This window comes from Steroidobacter flavus, from assembly GCF_042651805.1.
GTDB classification, from domain to species: domain Bacteria; phylum Pseudomonadota; class Gammaproteobacteria; order Steroidobacterales; family Steroidobacteraceae; genus Steroidobacter; species Steroidobacter flavus.
Genome location: NZ_JBHSDU010000003.1, coordinates 1566355 through 1588443 on the forward strand (window position 1 = coordinate 1566355; position 22089 = coordinate 1588443).

18 protein-coding genes are annotated in these 22089 nt (G+C 62.4%); 11 read left to right on the plus strand and 7 right to left on the minus strand.

Annotation, left to right across the window (positions count from 1 at the left end; all coding sequences use genetic code 11):
• Positions 1-9 precede the first annotated feature (9 nt).
• The 3 genes from ftsE (at position 10) to rpoH (ending at position 2768) form a co-directional block, all read left to right on the plus strand.
• A complete protein-coding gene (ftsE, locus tag ACFPN2_RS12265; protein WP_380596887.1) occupies positions 10-744 on the plus strand; it encodes a cell division ATP-binding protein FtsE in 735 nt (244 codons plus the stop codon).
• Complete coding sequence (gene ftsX / locus ACFPN2_RS12270) at positions 741-1655, plus strand: permease-like cell division protein FtsX (protein ID WP_380596888.1); 915 nt, start codon at positions 741-743, stop codon at positions 1653-1655. Before ftsE ends, ftsX begins: the two co-directional genes overlap by 4 nt.
• Before the next feature lie 276 nt (positions 1656-1931).
• Positions 1932-2768, plus strand: coding sequence for an RNA polymerase sigma factor RpoH (gene rpoH / locus ACFPN2_RS12275; RefSeq protein ID WP_380596889.1), 837 nt, complete (start codon positions 1932-1934; stop codon positions 2766-2768).
• A 254-nt stretch (positions 2769-3022) separates the two neighbouring features.
• Here the strand turns inward: rpoH and ACFPN2_RS12280 are convergent, their stop codons facing one another.
• Together ACFPN2_RS12280 and ACFPN2_RS12285 are read right to left on the minus strand one after the other, a co-directional pair.
• Positions 3023-3691 carry a YiaD family glycine zipper/OmpA-like lipoprotein gene (locus tag ACFPN2_RS12280; protein ID WP_380596890.1) on the minus strand — a complete coding sequence of 223 codons (669 nt, stop codon included), beginning with the start codon at positions 3689-3691 and terminating at the stop codon, positions 3023-3025.
• 126 nt (positions 3692-3817) lie between these two features.
• Positions 3818-4285, minus strand: a complete 468-nt coding sequence (locus ACFPN2_RS12285) for an Mpo1 family 2-hydroxy fatty acid dioxygenase (protein WP_380596891.1) — start codon at positions 4283-4285, stop codon at positions 3818-3820.
• 257 nt (positions 4286-4542) lie between these two features.
• On the opposite strand from ACFPN2_RS12285, the gene ACFPN2_RS12290 reads away from it, so the two are divergent.
• Positions 4543-5739, plus strand: coding sequence for an acyl-CoA dehydrogenase family protein (locus ACFPN2_RS12290; protein ID WP_380596892.1), 1197 nt, complete (start codon positions 4543-4545; stop codon positions 5737-5739).
• A 49-nt stretch (positions 5740-5788) separates the two neighbouring features.
• On the opposite strand, the gene ACFPN2_RS12295 is transcribed toward ACFPN2_RS12290, so the two are convergent.
• Positions 5789-6091, minus strand: coding sequence for a hypothetical protein (locus ACFPN2_RS12295; RefSeq protein ID WP_380596893.1), 303 nt, complete (start codon positions 6089-6091; stop codon positions 5789-5791).
• A 152-nt stretch (positions 6092-6243) separates the two neighbouring features.
• On the opposite strand from ACFPN2_RS12295, the gene pdsR reads away from it, so the two are divergent.
• Complete coding sequence (gene pdsR / locus ACFPN2_RS12300; RefSeq protein ID WP_380596894.1) at positions 6244-6936, plus strand: proteobacterial dedicated sortase system response regulator; 693 nt, start codon at positions 6244-6246, stop codon at positions 6934-6936.
• A gap of 29 nt (positions 6937-6965) precedes the next feature.
• The gene (locus tag ACFPN2_RS12305; RefSeq protein WP_380596895.1) at positions 6966-9023 is read left to right on the plus strand and encodes an ATP-binding protein; all 2058 of its coding nucleotides are present in this window, start codon (positions 6966-6968) and stop codon (positions 9021-9023) included.
• 440 nt (positions 9024-9463) lie between these two features.
• On the opposite strand, the gene ACFPN2_RS12310 is transcribed toward ACFPN2_RS12305, so the two are convergent.
• Together ACFPN2_RS12310 and ACFPN2_RS12315 are read right to left on the minus strand one after the other, a co-directional pair.
• Entirely contained in the window at positions 9464-10084 is a 621-nt protein-coding gene (locus ACFPN2_RS12310) for a YdbL family probable chaperone protein (protein ID WP_380596896.1), read from the minus strand.
• A 79-nt stretch (positions 10085-10163) separates the two neighbouring features.
• The gene (locus ACFPN2_RS12315; protein WP_380596897.1) at positions 10164-12446 is read right to left on the minus strand and encodes a translocation/assembly module TamB domain-containing protein; all 2283 of its coding nucleotides are present in this window, start codon (positions 12444-12446) and stop codon (positions 10164-10166) included.
• Positions 12447-12580: 134 nt separating this feature from the next.
• Here ACFPN2_RS12315 and ACFPN2_RS12320 point away from each other — a divergent pair, with 134 nt between their 5' ends.
• From ACFPN2_RS12320 to ACFPN2_RS12335, 4 genes are all read left to right on the plus strand, one after another.
• Positions 12581-15151, plus strand: a complete 2571-nt coding sequence (locus ACFPN2_RS12320; protein WP_380596898.1) for a glycoside hydrolase family 3 protein — start codon at positions 12581-12583, stop codon at positions 15149-15151.
• 62 nt (positions 15152-15213) lie between these two features.
• Positions 15214-16203, plus strand: coding sequence for a LacI family DNA-binding transcriptional regulator (locus ACFPN2_RS12325; protein ID WP_380596899.1), 990 nt, complete (start codon positions 15214-15216; stop codon positions 16201-16203).
• Between the two features lie 4 nt (positions 16204-16207).
• Positions 16208-17107, plus strand: coding sequence for a DUF6279 family lipoprotein (locus ACFPN2_RS12330; protein WP_380596900.1), 900 nt, complete (start codon positions 16208-16210; stop codon positions 17105-17107).
• A gap of 41 nt (positions 17108-17148) precedes the next feature.
• The gene (locus ACFPN2_RS12335; protein WP_380596901.1) at positions 17149-17985 is read left to right on the plus strand and encodes a class I SAM-dependent methyltransferase; all 837 of its coding nucleotides are present in this window, start codon (positions 17149-17151) and stop codon (positions 17983-17985) included.
• 52 nt (positions 17986-18037) lie between these two features.
• On the opposite strand, the gene ACFPN2_RS12340 is transcribed toward ACFPN2_RS12335, so the two are convergent.
• On the minus strand, positions 18038-18373 hold the full coding sequence (locus tag ACFPN2_RS12340) for a hypothetical protein (protein WP_380596902.1): 336 nt from the start codon (positions 18371-18373) through the stop codon (positions 18038-18040).
• A 105-nt stretch (positions 18374-18478) separates the two neighbouring features.
• The gene (gene fusA / locus ACFPN2_RS12345; RefSeq protein ID WP_380596903.1) at positions 18479-20542 is read right to left on the minus strand and encodes an elongation factor G; all 2064 of its coding nucleotides are present in this window, start codon (positions 20540-20542) and stop codon (positions 18479-18481) included.
• 169 nt (positions 20543-20711) lie between these two features.
• Between fusA and ACFPN2_RS12350 the strand changes: the two genes are divergently transcribed.
• A complete protein-coding gene (locus tag ACFPN2_RS12350) occupies positions 20712-22067 on the plus strand; it encodes a response regulator (RefSeq protein ID WP_380596904.1) in 1356 nt (451 codons plus the stop codon).
• The last annotated feature ends 22 nt before the right edge of the window (positions 22068-22089 follow it).

Below are 22089 nucleotides of genomic sequence, written 5' to 3' on the forward strand. Positions count from 1 at the left end.
CGCGACTGCATGATTCGTTTCGATCACGTTTTTAAGCGCTATCCGAACGGCCGCGAGGCACTCAGCGATCTGTCACTGGACATCGACAGCGGCGAGATCGTGTTCCTCACCGGTCATTCCGGCGCGGGCAAATCCAGCCTGCTCAAACTGATCTCGTTGATCGAGCGCCCGACGCGCGGCCAGCTCGTCATCAACGGCCAGAACGTCAACGGGGTCTCGCGCCGTAAAGTGCCGGCGTTCCGCCGCCAGATCGGCATGGTGTTTCAAGATCACAAGCTGCTGCACGATCGGACCATCTTCGACAACGTCGCGCTGCCGCTGATCATCGCAGGCGTCGGGACGAAGGAAATCGGCAAGCGCGTGCGCGCCGCCCTCGATCAAGTCGGCCTGCTCGGTCGTGAGCAAAGCGTGCCGCTCGAACTCTCGACCGGCGAACAACAACGCGTTGGCATCGCTCGCGCGGTGGTGAGCAAGCCGCCGGTGCTGATCGCGGATGAGCCCACCGGCAATCTCGATCCCGAGCTGTCGGTGGAAGTGATGAACATCTTCCGTCGCTTCAACGAAGTCGGCGTGACCGTGCTGGTCGCAAGCCACGATTTGTATCTGCTCGAGCATTTCCCGGTGCGTCGGGTGCGGCTCGAAGGCGGCCGCGTCGTCGACGACATTCCGGCGGGCGTCAGCGCCGGCGAGAAACTGGTCGACCCTGCCAAGCTGGTCACCGGCTCCGAAGGAGCGCTGCGATGAGCGCGTGGCTGACTCGACACGCTCAGACCATGATCGGCTCGCTGGGCCGGTTGTCACAACAGAAGCTCGCGACGCTGCTGACCGTGCTGGTCATCGGCATCGCGCTCGCGTTGCCCGCTTGTTTGCATCTGCTGATCAGCAACGCTCAGAACGCGACGGGCAATTGGAACAAAGCCGTCGACCTCACCGTGTTTTTGAAGCGCCCGACTTCGGCGGAAGAAGCGACGCGCACTGCCGGCCGCATCAAGCAGCGACGTGACGTGAGCAATGTCGAAGTCATCACCGCGGATGAGGCGCTGAAAGAATTCCGCCACGACTCGGGCTTCGGCTCGGCGATCGACGCGCTGAATGAAAATCCGTTGCCGCACACGTTGGTGGTGACGCCGTCCGCGGACTTCTCGACGGCCGCCAATCTGGACAGCCTCGCGGCCGACCTCCGCGCCATGCCGTCGATCGAGATCGTGCAGCTCGACACAGCCTGGGTGAATCGGCTCAACGCCATCCTGGACACTGTGCGTCGGGGGTTGCTCGTGGCCGCCGCGCTGTTGGCCTTGGGCGTCATGGTCATCGTCGGCAACACGATCCGGCTCGATATCCAGAACCGTCGCGCCGAGATCGAGGTGACCAAGCTGGTCGGCGGCAGCGACGCCTTCGTCCGTCGGCCCTTCCTGTACAACGGCATCTGGTACGGCCTGGGCGGCGGCATCACCGCCTGGATCATCACCGCCGCTGTCATCGGCATCCTGCGCGAGCCCATCGGCCGCCTCGCCAGCCTGTACGGCAGCGCCTTCCAGCTCGGCGGCCTGGACCCGCGAGCCACCCTGATTCTGCTCGGCGGCGGGATCGTTCTGGGCTGGCTGGGGTCTTACCTTGCGGCCACCCGCCACTTGCGGGCCATCGAACCGACCTAGCCCGTCCTTCCCTCTCGCCAATCCGCATACTCAGTCACGGCATTCGTGACTGGCTTTCACGGGCGCCCCTGAGGTCAAAAGACCTCAGCGATATCAACGGTTTAGCTAGGCGTAAACCGTTCGGAACCTATGGGCGCCGCCGGAACTTTCAAGGCGACTTAGCACTCCAAACTCGCGATTGCTAAACTTCCAACCACTGACTGGAGGGGAATCTTCGACATGACATCTACTGCGCTTGTTCGCTCAAGCACCGAACTTGCCGCCAGCCCGTACCATATGCTGGCCGGTCCGGTCGGCAGCCTCGATTCGTACATCGACCGCGTGTCGCGTATTCCGGTGTTGTCGCGGGAAGAGGAGCTGGACCTGGCTCGTCGCCTGCGTAACGAGGAAGACCTGGATGCGGCCCGCCAACTCGTGCTGTCTCACTTGCGCTTCGTGGTTCACATCGCCCGCGGCTACAGCGGCTACGGCCTGCCCGTCGGCGACCTGATTCAGGAAGGCAATGTCGGCTTGATGAAGGCGGTGAAGCGGTTCGATCCGGATGTGGGCGTGCGACTGGTGTCGTTCGCGGTGCACTGGATCCGCGCCGAGATCCACGAGTACGTGTTGCGTAACTGGCGGCTGGTGAAAATCGCCACCACCAAGGCGCAGCGCAAGCTGTTCTTCAACCTGCGCAAGTTCAAGAAGAACCTGGGCTGGCTGACGGATGTGGAGACCAAGGCGATTGCCCGCGACCTCGGCGTGACCACCGCCGAAGTGACCGACATGGAACAACGGTTGAGCTCACGCGACCTGTCCTTCGATCCGGCCCCGGATGCGGATGAAGAGGACGGTTCGTACTCGCCCTCGGCCTACTTGCAGCACCCGGAGTCCGATCCGTCGGTCGCCGTGGAACGCGAGCAGTGGGATGAAGACACCGCGGAGCGGTTGTCTCAGGCGCTGGAAACGCTGGACGATCGTAGTCAGCACATCCTGCGCAGCCGTTGGATGCAGGAAGAGAAATCGACCCTGCACGAGCTGGCCGACAAGTACGGCGTGTCCGCGGAACGCATTCGCCAGATCGAGGCGAACGCGATCAAGAAACTGCGTGGCCTGGTGGCCGACGCCGCATGAGCGAACTGATGGACTGAACCCACCCTTATGGACCCTGTAAACCAAAGGGCCGGACTCGTGAAGAGCCGGCCCTTTTTCTTTGCCCTCAACTCATAACGCAACAACGTTATTTTTCGCCTGCGGCGGGCTTGTCCGGAAGCTCGGCCTCCGCGCCCACGGGCCAGCAAACGTCGAATTTTTCTTCGCGGCTGCGGCCGCCAGGCCCTTCCGGGCCGGCGAGCAGCGTCACAAAAATCAAAGTGGCTGCGTTATTCTCAGCCCTTCGTGATAGGAACAATCGTCATCTCAACGCGACGATTCTGCGAACGACCTGCTTCCGTATCGTTCGACGCGACCGGGCGCGACTCACCGGCGCCCACGGTCATCAAACGCTGTTGCGTGATGCCCTGGCCCACCAAATAATTCGCGACCGACGAAGCGCGACGCTCCGATAACTGCTGGTTGTATTGATCGCTGCCCGTGCTATCGGTGTGGCCGGCCACTTCGATGACCGTCTTGTTGTATTCCTTCAGCACCATCGCCACGCCGCCCAGCGCGTTGTAGAAGCCTGCATTCAGATCCGCGCTGTTGGTCGCGAACGTGATGCTGCTCGGCATGTTCAACGTGATGTTGTCACCGATACGAGTGACGCTCACGCCGGTGCCCTCGAGCTTCTGCCGCAGCTTCGCTTCCTGCACGTCCATGTAATAACCCACGCCACCGCCGGCCAGCGCGCCCACGCCAGCGCCGATCAGCGCGTTCTGCAGCTTGTCGCCTTTCGTCAGCAAGCCAACCACCGCACCCGCGGCGGCACCGATGCCCGCGCCCTTGGCAGCATTGCTGGTTTGCGACTCGCGCGTATACGGATTGACCGTGGTGCAGCCTGCGAGCAGGCCAGCCACGACGAGGCCGACACCGGCGAGCTTGGAAAAACGATGGACCATAGGTTTCCTCTCCGCTGAAAAAATCGCGCGGCACTATGCGCCTGCGCACGCTTCAGGATCAGCCTGGAAAAAACGGACTGAACCGCTACTGAATCCGTGAGTGTCCGCCGCCACTCTCAGCTGAAGCTAGTAAGGGATTCGCAGTTTTCGATAGATAAAGCTGAGCAACCATAGCGGACCGATCATCAGAAACTGAATGTCTTTGAAAAACGACGGTCGCTTGCCTTCGTAATGATGTCCGATGAACTGACCGATCCACGCCACCACGAACAACGCGATGCACGCGCTCCACAACGGCCAGGGCAGATTCTGCAAGCCAACGATGGACAACATCACCAGCCCGGCGAACACCGCCATGCCGACCGCCAGCGACCACGACATCGCCAGGTAGTACACCACGCCGGCGAATAGAAACAGCGAGCCCCAGTTCAGCAGTGGCGATATTTGCTGCCAGGTCCGTGGCGCGGGCACCGACCACAGCAGCCCGATCAGGCTGACGACGATGACGGGCACGCAGACCCAATGCAACGTCTTGTTGGTGGCGTTCCGGTGGCTCTCGCCATACTCCTCCAGCCATTGCTCCACGGTGCGCATCGTTCCCCCTTGCTCATCGTGACTCGTTCGGTCCTTGGGCCGCCGACACGCTACGCCGGTCGGCGGTCACCGACAAGAATTGTAGGCTTGCCGTGCAGACCGGCGCTCGTAACCCGCGGCGGATGCCGGGAAATTCAGGGCTTTGGCGACCATGCCAGCGCTCGACAGGCAAGCGGGGACACCACCTCCGCTCAAGTGCGCACCAAGTGAGTATCGGTCGCGTGCGCTATTATTCGCACCGATCAGGAGAGCCCCACATGTCAGCCAATCCCAAAGCATCGTCGTCCGCGGCCGCCGAACTCGATCCGGTCGATCTCTACAACGTCCGTGCCATGCTCAGCGAAGAAGAGCGTCTGGTACAGGACTCGGTCGCGAAATTCGTCGACGAGCAGGTCATTCCCATCATGGGCGACTGCTTCGAGCACGAACGTTTCCCGCGCGAGCTGGTGACCGGCGTCGCCGAGCTCGGCCTGCTGGGCAGCTCCATTCACGGTTATGGCTGCGCCGGCTTGAACGGCGTGTCGTACGGCTTGATCTGCCAGGAGCTGGAGCGCGGCGACTCGGGCCTGCGCAGCTTCGTGTCCGTGCAGTCCAGCCTGTGTATGTATCCGATCTACGCGTTCGGCAGCGAGGAACAGAAACAACGCTGGTTGCCGAGCATGGCCAAGGGCGAAACCATCGCCTGCTTCGGCCTCACCGAGCCGCACGGCGGCTCCGATCCGGCCAACATGAAGACGCACGCGAAACGCCAGGGCAAGGACTGGGTGTTGAACGGCGCGAAGATGTGGATCACCAACGCCCCGATCGCCGACGTGGCCGTCGTCTGGGCCCGCACTGACGACGGCATCCGCGGCTTCCTGGTCGAGAAAGGCTTCAAAGGCTTCACCACCGCCACCATTAAACACAAGATGAGCTTGCGCGCGTCGCTGACGGGCAGCCTGTTCTTCGACAACGTCGTGGTGCCGGAAGCAAACATGCTGCCGGGCGTGGTTGGATTGAAAGGCCCGCTGTCGTGTCTGACTCAGGCCCGCTATGGCATTTGCTGGGGCGTGACCGGCGCGGCCCAGGCTTGCTTGAAGGACGTCATCGATTACACGAAGACGCGCATTCTGTTCGGTAAGCCGCTGGCGGCGACTCAGGCGATTCAGATCCGCCTCGCCGAGATGGCTCGCAAGATTACGACGTCACAACTGTTGTCCCTGCAGCTCGGTCGCCTGAAAGACCAGGGCCTGATGCAGCCGACGCAAGTGTCCGTTGCGAAGTGGCACAACGCTCGCGCGGCGATTGAAGTGGCGCGTGACGCTCGCGACGTTCTCGGCGGCGCTGGCATCAGCGTTGAATACTCCCCGATTCGTCACGCACTCAATCTCGAGAGCGTCATCACGTACGAAGGCACGGAGACCGTTCATCAGTTGACGGTGGGTCGTGCGCTGACGGGCATCAACGCGTTCTGATCTCGATCGGGTCGGTGGCTTGCCTCGCTGCAAGCCACCGCCTTGGCCCTCACAGGTCGACGCTGAAGCTGGCGTTCGACTTGAACATCTCATCGTCCTCAACCACGTGCGCCAATCTCGGTCGGGGCGGCGAAACACGCTCACCCAACCTCGACGACGCATCCCAACAGACGATGAGCGCGACCAGCGACAACCACGCCCACACCTGTTCGCGACGCTGACGATCGCGGGCCAGCGTCTTGAAGCTGGGGGCGCGGTCGTGCATCCAGTAGCGGGGGTGCTCAGCCACCGGCTGCGGCGACGACGAGCCGGCGCGGACGCGGGGGTTGGTGGGAATCGGGCGCTCGATCATGGCGGTTCTCCAACGCCGGTTAAGTTCGGCGTGGGGCTATTACCGCTGCAAAGCCCGGACGCATGACCGCTGCCAGAAGGCGCGCCGCGGGCAGATTGTGATTAATTATGACCAGGGGGCTTCAGGGCAGGCGCGGCGGTACACTGTGCGCCATGAAGAAAGTCATCGCCATTGTCGAAGACGAACCCGCCATCCGCGACAACTACGCCGCCGCCTTCCAGCGCCATGGTTATTCCGTGCGCACCTACGGCACACGTAAAGAAGCCCTCGAAGGGTTTCGTGCTCGCCTGCCGGATCTGGCGGTCATCGATGTCGGGCTGAAGGAAGAGCCCGAGGGCGGCTTCGAGTTATGTCGCGAGCTGCGTTCGATGTCGGCCGAGCTGCCCATCATCTTTCTGACCGCTCGTGACAGCGAGCTCGACGCCGTCTCCGGCCTGCGCCTCGGCGCCGACGATTATCTGACCAAGGACCTCTCGCTCACCCATTTGATCGCGCGAGTGACCGCCCTCTTCCGCCGTATCGACGCGCTCACTCAGCCGTCGAATCGCGATCAAGTGATCTCGCGGGGCGCGCTGATGATCGACGCCGCGCGCCTGCACGCCACTTGGAACGATCAACCGCTCGGCCTGACCCTCACCGAGTTCTGGATCGTGCACGCACTGGCGAAGAATCCCGGCCACGTGAAGAACCGGCAACAGCTGATGGACGCCGCCAACGTCGTGCTCGACGACAACACCATCACCTCGCACATCAAACGCATCCGCCGCAAGTTCCAGGCGATCGACTCGACCTTCGACAATATCGAGACCATGTACGGCATGGGCTATCGCTGGAAGGAAACTTAACCGAGCCTTCCCGCCACTCGATTCACGGAATGTCTCTTCGCACCAAGCTGCTGCTGCTCAGTCTGCTGACGCTGATCCTGCCGTGGGCCGGTTGGAAATATGCGCAACAGATGGAGACCACACTGCGCAGCGGTCAGGAGGCGGCGCTGATCACGACCGCCGAAGTGCTCGGCCGCGTGGTCGCGAGTGAGCCCGAATTGCTTTATCGCACCGGCGAGCTGCGCAACACGTTCGATCCAAATCGGGGCGATTTGTTTGCTCCGCTGCTGCTGACCCAGCCGCTGATCGACGGCTTCGCGGACGAGTGGCCGGAGCCGACGCGTCCCGTGCCCGGCTTTTCCAGCGCTCAGCCGAATGCGCCGCTGCTTCGACTCGGCGTGCATGGCCGGTCCTTACACGTTTACGCCGAGATCAATACGCCTCGTCATGCGTACGAAACGCCGACCGGCAACGAGACCGTGCCGGAGAGCGGCGCCAATCGTTTGATCATTCTCACGCGCGATGAATTCAGTCGGGAACGCGCGTGGTCCATCAGCGCGCTGGCGCCCGGCCCCATCATCGTCCGCCCTTGTGATATCGGCTCTCCCTGGCGCCCGCACGCCGAAGACATGCCATACATCACTGGCGTGTGGCGTGAGACCGCGACCGGATATGCCGTCGAACTCCGGGGACCGCAGAATTTGTTTGGGACTCAGCTGGCGGTCTACGCGCTCGATAAAGACAACGCGACCGTTGCCGCCACGCGCGGCCTCGCTTGGGTGCACACGGGCTCCGAAGCCTTGAAGCAGCGACTGGAACAGTACACACCGGAAGGCATTCGCGTTTCCGTCGTCGATGTGAACGGTTGGCTGCTCGCACGCGCGGGCGAAGTCACAGTGAACGCGTCATCCACCTACCCGGGCCTGCAACCGGATGAAGACGGCTTCATGCGCTCGGTGTATCGCAATTTGTTTCCAAGCAGCTCAGTAAAACCGCAGGCCTATGGATTGCCGTATGGCATGTGGGGCGCGCCGGTCGATAAAGCGCGCGAAGGCACAAACGCCGCGATCTGGTTCGATCAAGCCGGCGGCGAGCCCTCGTTGGTTCGTGCCGCCGTGCCGGTTCGCTATCGCGATCAAATCCTGGGGGCGCTGGTCGTCGAGCAACCCGGCGAACAGCTGGTGCTGGTCCGCGAGCTGGCGCTCACCCGCCTGTTGAATGTCACAATATTCGCGACGCTGTTCTCCGTGATCGTGACGCTGCTCTTCGCTGCCCGCTTGTCACATCGCATTCGCCGCTTGAGCCGGGCCGCGAGAACGGCGCTGACCGCCGAAGGTCGCATCGAACACAGCATTCCAGGCACGGATGCGAGAGACGAGCTCGGCGCACTCGCCCGCAGTTACGACACGTTGCTCGGCCGCGTGAAGGAATACACCATCTATTTGCAAACGCTCGGCACCAAGCTGTCGCACGAGTTGCGCACGCCCTTGACCATCGTCAGCTCGTCGCTGGACAACCTCGTTAGTGAAGAAGCATTGGCGCCGAACGCGCAGAGCTACGTCGATCGGGCCCGCAGCGGCACCAATCGTATGCATGCGATTCTCACGGCGCTGAGCGAGGCGACGCGGGTCGAGCAGAGCATCGATAACACCGACCGCGTGCACTTCGATCTGAGCGAGCTGGTCCGGAACATGGGCCAGGCCTATCGCCAGACCTTCGCTCAGCATCGCATCGAGACCCAGGTGCCGAGCGAGGCCTGCACGATCGACGGCTCGCCGGAGCTGATCGCGCAGTTGCTGGACAAGCTGATGGATAACGCCGCCGACTTCACGCCCGCCGGCAAGCAGATCACCCTCGCCTTGGAAGCCGGCCCGCGCGACTACCGGCTGAGTGTCAGCAACGAAGGTCCGCCGTTGCCGCCGCAGCTGAACGACCGGCTGTTCGAGTCGCTGGTGAGCAGCCGCGGGAGTTCGGATGGAAAACCCCATCTCGGGCTCGGCCTCTACATCGTGCGCCTCATCGCCGACTTCCACGGTAGTCGCGTCACCGCAACGAACCTTCCTGATGACAGCGGTGTGAGCATCACCCTGGAAATTCCAAGGACTTAACTAAACCCGCGCGTAGTCTCGCGACTACAGTGCTGCACAGCGTCGAGTTTCCTTACAACGCGTCGCGCAACACCCCGCAAAAAGTAGTTGCGCTGATGCGACGATTAGGACTAAGTTCCTGTCCCAGCACGCACCGCACGCCGAACGGCATGTGGCTTGCTTGGATAGGTCCAGCGCTGCTCTTCCGGGGGCGGCGAATGTGGCAGAGAAGCGGGGATGGCACCGCGAGGGGAGTGGGATCGAATCACAAGCGACAGGGATGCGCAGCCTTTCGTCCTGGCAATAACCAGGCGAGGCGGGAGCAAGAAGGGTTGAGCGACAACAGCGACGTTTCCAGATTTAGCCGACGCCACCCAACAACTCGAAGAGTCGTCGACTCGGAAACGAAAAGCCCCGCAAATGCGGGGCTTTTTTTTAGCCTGTCGATTTTCAGCGACCACTCATTTCTGTTTCCAGTTGCCGTCCTTGTCCTGATAGAACCAGCCCGACGCCGCCTTGCTGGACCAGCGCTCGGCGAAGGTGGTGCGAATATCCATTTCCCATTCCGGATGACCGTTGGCGGTCGCGATTTCGCGATACAGATTGGCGCGATCGGCGTTCTCGTCGGCGACCAGCTTGCGCACGGAGTTGCGCTCCGGCAGCGGCACCAGGTTCTGATCGCGAATTTCCACCAGGCCGTCGCGCGTCAGGCCGATGGCGCCGGAGTCGTAGTACTTCTTCAGCTTGGCATGGCGCTCTTCCATCGATTGGGTCAACTGCCGGACCGCCGGCGTCGACACGTTCAGGTCCGCCTGCGCGGCTTCAGCCGCGGGCACCAGCAGGTTCAGCACGGAATGCGCGGCAGCCAGCAAGCGATCGCTTGACTGAACGGGCAGCGCCGAACGCTTATCGTCCTTCTTGGCCGGCTGGCCATCCGAGCCCCACACATCGTCGATGATCTTGTCAGCCGCTTTCTCGGCCGCGGCCGCCGGAAAATAAACATTGATCGTGACGCACGCGGCGACGATCAGGCACGAGGCCAGGCACAGCAACGTGGCAACTTTGTAAGAGGCGGATCGCATCAGAAACTCCTTGGGGCTCGGACGAGATTACAGTCGGCTGCCCGCCAACCGTCAATCAGAGTTATCGAAGCGACAGTCATCATCGCAGAATGGGACCTTCGGACTCGGTGGCGGCCAGCAATTGCTCCACCAGGCGTGGCCAATCCACGCGACGCGAGCTGCCGATGACATCGATGCGCGGCACACCCTTGCCCTTCACCAGGTAGTAATTGCCATTGGCGGCCGGTGCCACGCCGTCCATCACGCACACTTCGTTCTGCAAGCGGCAGGAAATGCCCAGCCGGTCATAATTGAAATCGTCGAAGAAGCGCAGGAAGCCGCTCGACAACGCCGCGGTCACGCCGGCACCGCCACCACCGATACTGCCGATGTTCTCTACTGCGCGCTGACTGATGCGATGGCGCGAGCGATCGTCGAGTGGCGTAAAGAGCTTCGCGTCGAAGGCCACGGGCGTCCAGTTGAACAGCTGCAGTCCATTGATCGCACCCGACAGACGCCCGGTAATGCGCCCGAAAGAAAACGCGCTGGTCATGGGCTCCAGATCCAGGTTGTCGAGCGCGATGCTCGAATAGAACCGCGGCCACTGACCGAATGGCTGCTCCAGACGCAAATCGCTGATCGTGACTTCGCCGTTGAATACTTGCGCATGCAGCGTCGTGCCGAGCGTGATGATGCCTTCGCGCATGCGCAGCTTCGAAATCGCGCCGCCGATCTGTCCGCCGAACTCCGGCCAGCCGAATGCCTTGCACAGCTTCTGGACGCTGACGGGCTTGAGCGTGGCGTCCACGAGGAACGCGACCGACGGCAGGCCGGCATTGCGGACACGGAACGTTTCAAGATCGATGGCACCGTCGAGCAAAGGAATGCGCGCGGGCTGAGTGAGGCGGAACTGTCGGCCTTGAGTGGTGAAGTTCAGTTCGCTCGCACCGAGATCGAGGCCGAGCAGCGACCCTCCCTGCCACTTGAGCTGTGATGGTTGAACTGCGGGCATTGGTGCCGCAGGCGAGCCACCCTGCCTTTTCAGCAGTGATGGTTGACCTGGGGGCATGGGTGCCGCAGGCGCGCCGCCCTGCCGTTTCAGTTGCGACGCTTGAAGTTGCAGCGCGCCTGCCGGTGAAGCGTCGTCTTCTTCAGAATCGTTGCTGGTTGCGTCAGCCAGCCAGTGCCATTCCCCACTCAACGCCGATAAATTCAGATTGCCCGCGCCGTCATCGAATGTGACATCGTTGAAGCGCAGATCGATATGACGAGGCTCGCCCTCGGCCACCGACAGCTTGCCTGCAATGCTGCCGGCGGTCTGCATCGACTTGAAATTCGTATCGATGAGCAACGGTTGCAAGTAGCTCTCATAGGCGCCGGGAAATTTCAGCGCCGTCAGCTCGACATCGAGATCTTGCACGGGCTGTTCCAGATCGAACTGCAATCGCCCTCGTCCCGAGACTTGCGCGACATCCGCGTGATCGAGCGTGAAGTTCTCCAACGTCAGCGCTTTGCCATCCGTCAGCGTGCCCTGCGCACGCAGCGACATCGCATGCGCCGACAGATCGACGAAGATAGGTTGCGCGAAAGCTTGCCCTTGCGACGATTTGATCTCGACATCGAACGCCAGCTGCTTTGCCGAGCCCCGCACGCTCGCGTCCACGTGCAGCGACAGCTTGTCGCTGGCAAGGCTGCCGTCCTCATTGTTAGCCGTGAGCTCGAGCAACGAGCCCGTGACTTTCGCTTCACTCAGATTTGTTTGTTTGCCGCGCGCCGCGATGTCGAGATCGACCAGCCCGGTCGCAGCCAGCCCCGCCGGCAGCGGCGTTTTGAAATCCGTGGCCAGCTTCATCAAACGATCGATGGGCACGCGTTGCAGACGAGCCTTCGCATTCCAAGCCGCATCCCGCAATGTCGCCTGCAAGGCGACGCGCCCGTCCCCGACGCGCAATCCTTGAATGGCCACGTCGAGCGAGCCATCCGCGCGCCCATATCTCAGCTTCGCATCGAGCGATTGTTTGCCCAGTGCCGGCCAATCCGCGAGTACGCGCGCCTTCGCGCACGCAATGACATCGCCGCTCATATCGAGCGACGGACATTCGATCCGAACATCGGTGAGCGTTTGTGAGAAGGCGGCGACGTTCAGGCGCCCCACTCGGGCGCGGACCAGCGCATTCCGATCGGGCAATCCCAAGTCGACGACCACGTCGCTCGCGCTCCAGCCATCGCCGTCGACCCGCTCGATCTGCAACGTCACATCGTCCACGGCCCGCACGGCTGTTGTGAGCGCGACGCCACCGGCGATCGCGCCTATCGCAGCGAGATAGCGAGCACGAACGCGGGTCGGTCGCTGCGATTGTTGTAAGCCGGAGACGCTCGTCATCGGCGGGATGATGACGAGACCGGTGCGCCCCGCCAAGCACGACCCGGACTGGATTCATGCACAGGCAAATTGACAACGTTGTCACGCCCGTGGGATTCTGTTCGGCCAGAACAGTAATCGAACGGGGGCGAACAATGATCGACGCATGCGCAAGCGCCGAGCTTCGCGGCGCCATAGTGGCAGCACTGCTCGTGAGCACACTCGCGGGCTGTGCCAAGAAAGAAGAGACCACGGGCGAGACCCAGCCCAGCCGCATCACCACCGCGTCGAATGTGCATCCGGAAATCTGGCCCCAGGTTTCGCTGCCCGCATTGGATGACACCGCCATCGAACCGCGCCTGAACGAACTGCTGAGCCAGCTCAGCGTGGAGGAGAAGGTCGGGCAGATCATTCAGGCCGACGTCGGCAGCGTCACCGCCGAGGACGTGCGCAAATATCGGCTCGGCTCGGTGCTGAACGGCGGCAACTCCGCGCCCGGCGGCGACGACCTCGCGCCCGCGCCGGTGTGGCTGAAAGCGGCGGACGCGTTCTACGAAGCATCGATGGACACGCGTGACGGCAAGCATGCCATTCCGATCATGTGGGGCGTCGACGCGGTTCATGGCCACAACAACATCATTGGCGCCACGTTGTTCCCGCATAACGTCGCACTCGGCGCGACTCGTAACGCCGACCTGATGCGCAAGATCGGCGCGGTCACCGCCGTCGAGTTGCGCGTCACCGGCCAGGAATGGACGTTCGCTCCGACCATCGCGGTCGCGCAGGACGTGCGTTGGGGCCGGGCCTACGAGTCATATTCGGAGAATCCAACACTGGTGCGCGAGTACGCGCATGCCATCGTGCTCGGTCTGCAAGGCGATCCGGGCAAGCCGGACTTCCTGCGCGGCAATCACGTCATCGCGACGGCGAAACATTTCCTCGCGGACGGCGGAACGTTCGAAGGCCGCGATCAAGGCGACGCGCGCATCACCGAAGAACAACTGCGTGATTTGCACTCGCCCGGCTATGTCGCGGCGATCAGCGCCGGCGTGCAAGTCGTGATGGCGTCGTTCTCGAGCTGGCAAGGCAAGAAGATCACCGGTCATCACGGGCTGCTGACCGACGTACTCAAGGACCGCATGGGTTTCGACGGCTTCATCGTCGGCGACTGGAACGCGCACGGCCAGGTCGAAGGTTGCACGGTCACGAGCTGCCCGGCCGCCATCAATGCGGGCCTCGATATGTTCATGGCGCCGGACAGCTGGAAAGGCCTCTACGACAACACGCTGGCGCAGGTGAAGTCAGGTGAGATTCCGATGGCGCGTCTCGACGACGCCGTTCGTCGCATTCTGCGAGTGAAACTGCGCGCGGGATTGTTTGAAGCGGGCAAACCGTCGAGCCGCCCGCCGGGTGGCAAGTTCGACCAGCTGGGGGCACCCGAGCATCGCGCCGTCGCGAGACAAGCGGTGCGCGAATCGCTGGTATTGCTGAAGAACGCCAACAAAGTACTGCCGCTCAAGCCCAGCATGAAAGTGCTGGTCGCCGGCGACGGCGCCGACAGCCTGCCCAAACAGAATGGCGGCTGGACGCTGACCTGGCAGGGCACCGGCATCACCAATAAACAGTTCCCCAAGGCCGATTCCATCTTTGCTGGCATTCGCTCGGCGGTCACCGCGGGCGGCGGCCAGGCGACACTGGCCGTCGATGGCAAATACACACGCAAGCCCGATGTCGCCATCGTCGTGTTCGGCGAAGATCCGTACGCCGAATTCCAAGGCGACGTAGCGACGTTGCAGTACAAGCCGGGCGACACCAAAGATCTGGAGCTGCTGAAACAACTGCGCGCCGATCAAATTCCCGTGATCGCCGTGTTCCTGTCCGGTCGGCCGATGTGGGTGAATCCCTATTTGAATGCCTCGGATGCCTTCGTCGCGGCGTGGCTGCCCGGCTCGGAAGGCGCCGGCATCGCGGACGTGTTGTTCACAAAGAAGGACGGCTCGGTGAACTTCGACTTCAAAGGCAAGCTGCCGTTTGCCTGGCCGCGCACGCCGCAGAAGTTCAACAGCGAAGGTGCGCCCGAAGCGCCGCTGTTCGACTACGGCTACGGCCTGACCTATCAGGACACCGCCGACGTTCCGGTGCTGTCCGAAGAAATCCCGGCGTCACCGGCCGGCCAAACATCGACCCACAGTTACTTTGCCGCCGGCCGACCGACCGCAGGCTGGCAGCTCGCGGTCGGCACTGGCGACGCGGCTCGAACCGCGCTGGCCACGGCGACCGGCAACTCACAAGACGACGCGCTGATCGTCAGCCCGATCGATCACGCAGCCCAGGAAGATGCCCGGTTGGCGAAGTGGTCCGGCCGCGGTCCCGCGACGCTGGCCCTGCAAGGCGACGCTCCGATCGACCTGCAACGCGAGGCCAATGGGCAGCTGTCGGTGACCTTCGACTACCGCGTCGACGCGCCGCCCACCGCCAAAGTCACGGTTGGCATTGAATGCGGACCGGGTTGTCGTGGAGACTTGCCCATCGACGCGCAGCTGAAACAGGCGCCTGCCGGAGAGTGGCGCCAGCTGAAATTGCCGTTGCACTGTTTCCAGAGCAAGGGCGCCGACCTGCGTAACGTCACCGCGCCGTTCCTGCTGACCACCGCCGGTAAGCTCGAGCTGGGGATCGCCAACGTACGGCTGGAGTCGGGCTTGAACGACACAGCCGGTTGCGACTGAAGGTTTGTTATAAGTTGTCCGCAATGACTAAAGCACCGCCCCGACGGGCGAAAATCCAAGACGTGGCCGAAGCAGCCGGCGTCGCCATCAAGACCGTTTCGCGGGTATTGAACAACGAGCCCAACGTGCGCGAGGAAACCCGGCAGCGGGTCCTGGCCATCGTCAAGAAACTCAACTATCACCCGAGCCTGTCGGCACGCAGCCTGGCGGGCCGCCGCTCGTTCCTGATCGGACTGATCTACGAGAACCCCAGCGCCAACTACATCGTCGACGTGCAACACGGCGCGATGGCCCGCTGTCGCGAAGACCGCTTCCAGTTGTTGATGCATCAGGTCACCGGGCGCGGCGAGGAAATGGAGCGGGACGTGCTCGGACTCGTGGATCAAACGCATCTCGATGGCTTGATCGTGACCGCGCCGCTGAGCGAATCGCCGGATCTGATGCGAGCGCTGGATCGTCGCTCGCTGCCGTTCGTCCGCGTCGCGCCGAACGATGTGCCTCATCAAACACCGTTCGTCGACATGGACGACGCGGGCGCCGCGCGCGAGATGACCGAATATCTGGTCGGCCTCGGTCACCGACGCATCGGTTTCATCGTCGGCCATCCGGATCATTTCGCCAGCGGTCAGCGCCTGGTCGGCTACAAGGCCGCGCTCGCGGCGCATGGCATCGAATATCAGGACCGATATGTGCGTCAGGGCTATTTCACGTTCGAGTCCGGCATGGACGCGGCCAAGGAATTGCTGACCCAGGCGGATGCGCCGACTGCCATTTTTGCAAGTAACGATGACATGGCCGCCGGCGTGCTGATGGCCGCGCACGAGCTGGGCATCAATGTTCCTGAACGCCTGTCGGTGGCGGGATTCGACGACACTTACATTGCAAAAACTGTCTGGCCACGACTGACGACGGTGCATCAGCCCACTTACGACCTCGCCTACACCGCGACCAACCTGCTTCTGCAAATGCTACAAACCGGCGCCGCCCCACAATCGATGCGGTTGGGGTATCGTCTGGTGTGCCGCGCTTCGACGGCCGTCGTTCACAAATGACAGGATGACTCGTACCGCCGCGTCTCCCAACATTCGAACCGGTACCACGACACGAGCACTGCGGCTGCCGTTGCTACTTGCTGTATCCCTCTGCTTCGCAGCTTGTACCAACTTCTTCTATAACCGGCTGGATACGCTGGCGGCCTGGTACATCCAGGATCTGGTGTCGCTCGATACCAGCCAGCGCAGCGATCTGCGTTCCTGGCTGGAAAGCACGCTGCAATGGCATCGCAGCTCGGAGCTGGCCCTCTACGCAAAATTCTTGCGCGAGCTCGCCGCCAAGTCAGCTCATCCAGGCAACGCCGCGACTTACAAAGGCATCGAAACTCAAGTGGAGCTGTTCGGCTCGCGCCTCGTCGAGCGCGCCGCGCCCGATGCCGCTCGTCTGTTGATGAGCCTGTCGCCCGAACAGCTCACTGAGTTCGAAAACAACCTCGCGGAAAAATCCCGCGAGCGCAACGAAGAAAATCTGGAAGCGCTCAAGAAAGGTCAGTGGCACGAGAAGCGCGCCAAGGACATCGAGAAACAATTGAAGCGCTGGACCGGCTCGATCACCAAGGAACAACACCTGCTGATCGCCGAAGAGAGCAAGCGATTCGACTCGACGACGGCGGACTGGCTCGAGAGTCAGACTCGTTGGCGGACGGCGATGTTCGGCGCACTCCGGGAACGTTTCACCGCAAGCCAGTCGCCCGCCACGGTCGAGGAGCGTATTCTCAAGCTGTTGCGCGCCCCGGAAAGTCAGTGGACTCGCGCTTATCAGACCAAGGCCGCGCAGAATCGCGAGCAATCGCTCGCGGTCCTGGGCGCCATCGATGCCTCGCTGACGCCGGAGCAACGCAGCCATTTGCAACGCGAGCTGATCGAACTGGCGAAGCAGCTCGAAGCGATGACCCAAAGCTAGGGCCGCACCGGCCCGTCATAACATTTCCAAAAGGAGTCTCCATGAGCCGCGCACTGTTGCTGGCCATCTCCGTCTCTGTGCTGTCCGTCGCGGGCTGCAAGAAAGCACCGCCGCCTGAACAACCGCCTGCGGAGCAAGCCGTACCGGCGCCGGCGGCCGCGACGTCTGGACTGTCGGCCGAGGACAAGGCCGCCATCTATGCGTCTATCGACAACATCGATCGTCTGCCTGGCGATATGGATGAAGACAACTGGCGCAAGCCGAGCGAAGTATTGACGTTCCTCGAAGTGAAGCCGGGCCAGAAGGTGGTCGACTACCTTTCTGCCGGCGGTTACTACACCGAGCTGTTGTCTCGCATCGTGGGCCCGACCGGTCAAGTCATCGCTTATAACAATCCGGAGTATTTGAAGTTCTCGGGCGAGAAGCCGAAGCAGCGCTATGGCAACGATCGTCTGCCGAACGTCGTGCAGCTCACCTCGCCGCCCGAAGAAGCGCCGTTCGAGCCGAACAGTCTGGACGGAGCGTTGTTCGTGATGTCGTATCACGACCTGTATTGGAAGGCGAAAGACGGCTCCTGGCCCAACACCGACCCGGCGCAGGCGCTCGCGAAACTCGTGCCCGCGTTGAAGCCCGGCGCAACCGTCGTTGTATTAGATCATGTCGCGGTCGCAGGCGCGGACCCAGCGGTCAGCGTCGACGCGCTTCATCGCATGGACCCCGCCATCATCAAGCGTGACATCGAAGCGGCCGGCCTGAAGTTCGACAGCGAGAGCAAGGCTTTCGCCCATGCCGAAGACGATCACACCAAGCCGGTCTTCGACCCGGCGGTCCGGCACAAGACGGATCAGGTGTTGTATCGATTCAAGAAGCCGAGCTGAGCTTTGACACATCGGGCCGTCGCATGACGGCCCGATGCTTTGGAAGACTAGCTCAAGGCTTCGCGGTCAGCCTGCAGAGGGTGAGGTCGGTATGCCATGGGGAGCCTGTTGTCCCCGAGCCGCCGGAAACGAGGGTGATCGTCAAAGTAAACTTCCCAGGCTCCGTCATCATCAGCTCCATCCAGCTGAAGCACTTGTCACCGAAGAGACTGCCGTAGTTCATCGTCACTGTCGTTGGGACAGTGTCGCCCACCAAGACGCCCGTGAACGCATTGGCGGCCCGCGTCAGACTGGTGATGCTGTCGAATTCAAACGTTCCATCTTGCGCCAGCGCGCCGGTGGACATCGTCAGCAGGGCGACAGCCGCCATCCACTTCTTGCTCATCATGATCAGCACTCCGTTGTTTAGATCCATAAATGCCGTACGAGACGGCCGCTCGATCTAACAACAGCGCCGATTGCATCAACAAGCAGGCGAAACACTGAAACGTCGTTAGTCCTCCGCACGCTTGAACGCTTGCGCCAGCTCTTGTTGTTTGCGCGGCGGCACCGGGTCGTAATGACTCAGCTCCATCGTGTACGCGCCTTCGCCGCCAGTAAGAGACTTGATCCGCGATTGGTAATCGTTGATTTCGGCAAGCGGCACCAGCGCACTGATTCGCGTGCGTTGATTCGCCAAAGCCTGACTGCCGCTCACGCGACCGCGACGAGTCGCGAGATCGCCTGTGATATCTCCGGTCGACGCGCTCGGCGATGTGACTTCGATGCGCACCAGCGGCTCCAGCACGATCGGTGCCGCCTCTTCGACCGCATTCAAAAACGCGCGACGGCCCGCGGCAATGAATGCCACTTCTTTCGAATCCACCGGATGATGCTTACCGTCGTGCACGATCACGCGCAAATCCTGTAACGGAAAGCCCGCGACCGCGCCTTCGCTCAACGCCTGACGAATCCCCTTCTCGACCGCCGGAATGTATTGCGAAGGAATGACACCGCCGACCACCTCGTCGACGAATTCAAATCCTTCGCCGCGCGCCAACGGCTCGACGCGCAAATACACTTCGCCGAATTGCCCCGCGCCGCCCGTTTGTTTCTTGTGTCGATGATGACCTTCGGCCGGTCGCGTGATGGTTTCACGATAAGGGATGCTGGGCGATTTGGTCTTACAGCCCACGCCGTAACGATCTTTCATGCGATCCAGCAGCACGCGCAGGTGCAGATCGCCCATGCCATAGAGCACGGTCTCGTTGACGCTGGCCTGATGATCGATGCGCACGCCCGGATCTTCGGCGACCAGCTTATGCAACGCGTCCGATAATTTCTGTTCCTCACCGCGACGCTCAGGCTCGATGGCGACGCCCGCCATCGCCGGCGGCAAGGTGATGGACTTCAGGTGATAGTGATCTTCGTCGTGCGAGTCATGGAGCACGGCGTCGAAATGCATCTCGTCGACCTTGGGCACCGCGCAGATATCACCTGGAATGGCCTGCGGCACTTCGACATGTTCCTTGCCTTGCAGCTGATACAAATGCGCAACCTTGAACGGCTTGCGCGCATCGCCGATGAACAGCTGCGCGCCCGAGCGCACGGTGCCTTGATGAACGCGAAAGATGCCGAGCCGACCGACGAATGGATCGATGTTCACTTTGCAAACATGCGCAATCACATGCTGACTGGCATCGGGCCGCACTTTGACGCGCTCGGCCTCAGCGCCCTCGCCGCGTAGAAAGGGCGGTGGATTGCCCTCCATCGGATTGGGCATGAGCCGCGCGAAGATATTCAGTAATTCTTTGATGCCGACGCCGGTCTCGGCGGAGGTGAAACAAACCGGGATGAGATGGCCCTCGCGCAGGGCGCGCTCAAAAGGGTCGTGCAGTTGCTCCGGGGACAGCTCTTCGCCCTGTTCCAGATACACCGCCATCAGATCCTCATCGACCTCGACCACCTGATCGATGATCTCGGTGTGCGCGGCCTCGACCGAGGAAAAGTCGGGCGGCTGAATGGCATCGGCACCGGGATCGAAAAAACAGTCCACCACCGATTTGCCGCCGTTGGCCGGCAGGTTCAGCGGCAGGCATTCGCGCCCGAAGAGCTCACGCAGCTGCGCCAGCACCGCTTCCGGGTGCGCGTCCTTGGCATCGATCTTGTTGACGATGACCAGCCGGCAGAGCTCGCGGTCGCGGGCGAAGTCCATCATGCGCTGGGTCACCGGCTCGACGCCGTTCACCGCGCTGACCACGACCGCGGCGGTTTCGACCGCCTCCAGGACCGTCAATGCGCGCCCGGCGAAATCCGGGTAGCCCGGTGTGTCGAACAGATTGGTGTGACAGTCGCCGACCGGGAAATGCACCAGCGCCGCGTCCAGGGAGTGGCGCAGCTGCCGTTCCTGAGGGTCGAAGTCACAAACAGTGGTACCGCGCTCCAGACTGCCGCGGTTGCGGATCACGCCCGCTTCCAGCAGCAGGCTCTCGGTCAGGAGGGTTTTACCCGAGCCTGCCTGGCCGACCAGCGCGATGTTGCGAATGTCCGAGGTCGAATGAGCCCCTGGGATAGACATGGGGGTACCTCCCGACCACGGCTTCGTGGCCGTATTACGTCGCTGAACCGGAGATTCGAGGCCCAGCATACTCCTCAACCGGGCATTAAGAAGCTTCGAGCCTATTGGAGCTGTCGCGCCCTACGCTTAACCTACACACCTTGAACTAACTACTCACTCCGCTCCCTCCATGAGCAAGCGCGCCCTGATCGTCGACGACTCGCGTTCCGCGCGCGTCATCCTGAGTCGCATGCTGGAAGGCTACGGCCTGGAAGTGGATTCCTCCGAGTCGGCCGAGGCCGGACTGGAATTCCTGCGCCAGGCCCGCCCAGACGTGATCTTCATGGATCATCTCATGCCCGGCATGGACGGCTTCCAGGCCATCCAGGCCATCAAGGGCAATCCGGACACGGCGACCATCCCGGTGGTCATGTACACCTCCCAGGAAGGCGAGCTGTATGTCAGCCAGGCCCGCGCGCTCGGCGCCGTCGGCGTGCTGCCCAAGACGGTGAAGCATTCCGACGTGTCGCGGGTCCTGTACCAGTTGCGATTGTTGCCGGAACGTCGCGAGCCGCGCGTCGCGGCGGTGGCGGCGGTCGCTCACCAGGAAGGCTCGGCCGCTGTGCAGATCGAGCCTGCCCGGCCCAGCGGCGGCGATGTGGAAAGCATGATCCGCAATGCCGTCACGCCGTTGCTCAAGGAGCAAAGCGCGGAGATGCGGCGCTTCATGCTGGCCAGCCTGGAAGCGTTCGCGCGGCGAATTGCTCCCGAGGGTCGGCCGGCAACCGTACCCGCGCAAACCCCGATCCCCCCCGCGGCTGAGCAGGTGCAGCCGGCCGAGATGCAGACGCAAACCATCGTCGTGCGGCAGAGCCGCTGGCCCCTGGTCGCGGGAGTCGCGGCGATTGCGCTGGTCCCGACGCTGGTGCTGGCCCTGTTCTATACGAAGGAACTGGAGACGACCAAAGCCCTGCGCAGCGCGGTCACGACCTTGCAGACGACCATCGACGGTCAGCAGGCGCAGCTCACGACACTGCAAAAGAGCATTCAGTCCGGTCAGATGGTCATGGCCACCGCGGCCAAGCCCGACAATGTGACCGCCGAAGTCGTTCCGTATGGCGAAGCGCCGCTGTCCGGCGCCCGGCTGGAGCGGCTGCGCGACATGTTGGGTCAGCTGCGCGCCAATGGCTTCAAAGGCAAGGTGAAGATCGCGACCTTCGTCGGCGAGTTCTGCCTGACCGGCAACGGCATCGAAGGCTATTCCATGGCCACCGACGAGCTGCCGGTGAAGAAGTGCGATCTGGTGGGCAATCCGTTCGAGGACAGCCTGCCCAGCGCGCAGCGTCAGTCGCTCGCCTTTGCCAATCTGGTGTCCTCGCTACGCCCGGATGGCGGCCTGACCGTCGAAGTCGCGCACGAAGGCCGCCGCCCGAGCGTGCCCTATCCCACCGCCGATCAGCTCGCGCGCATGAGCGCCGGCGAGTGGAATCGCATCGCCGCCCAAAACAATCGGGTGGAATTCGCAACTCAGCCGGCCGGTTCATGAGTTGTAGCCCTCATCAAGGACG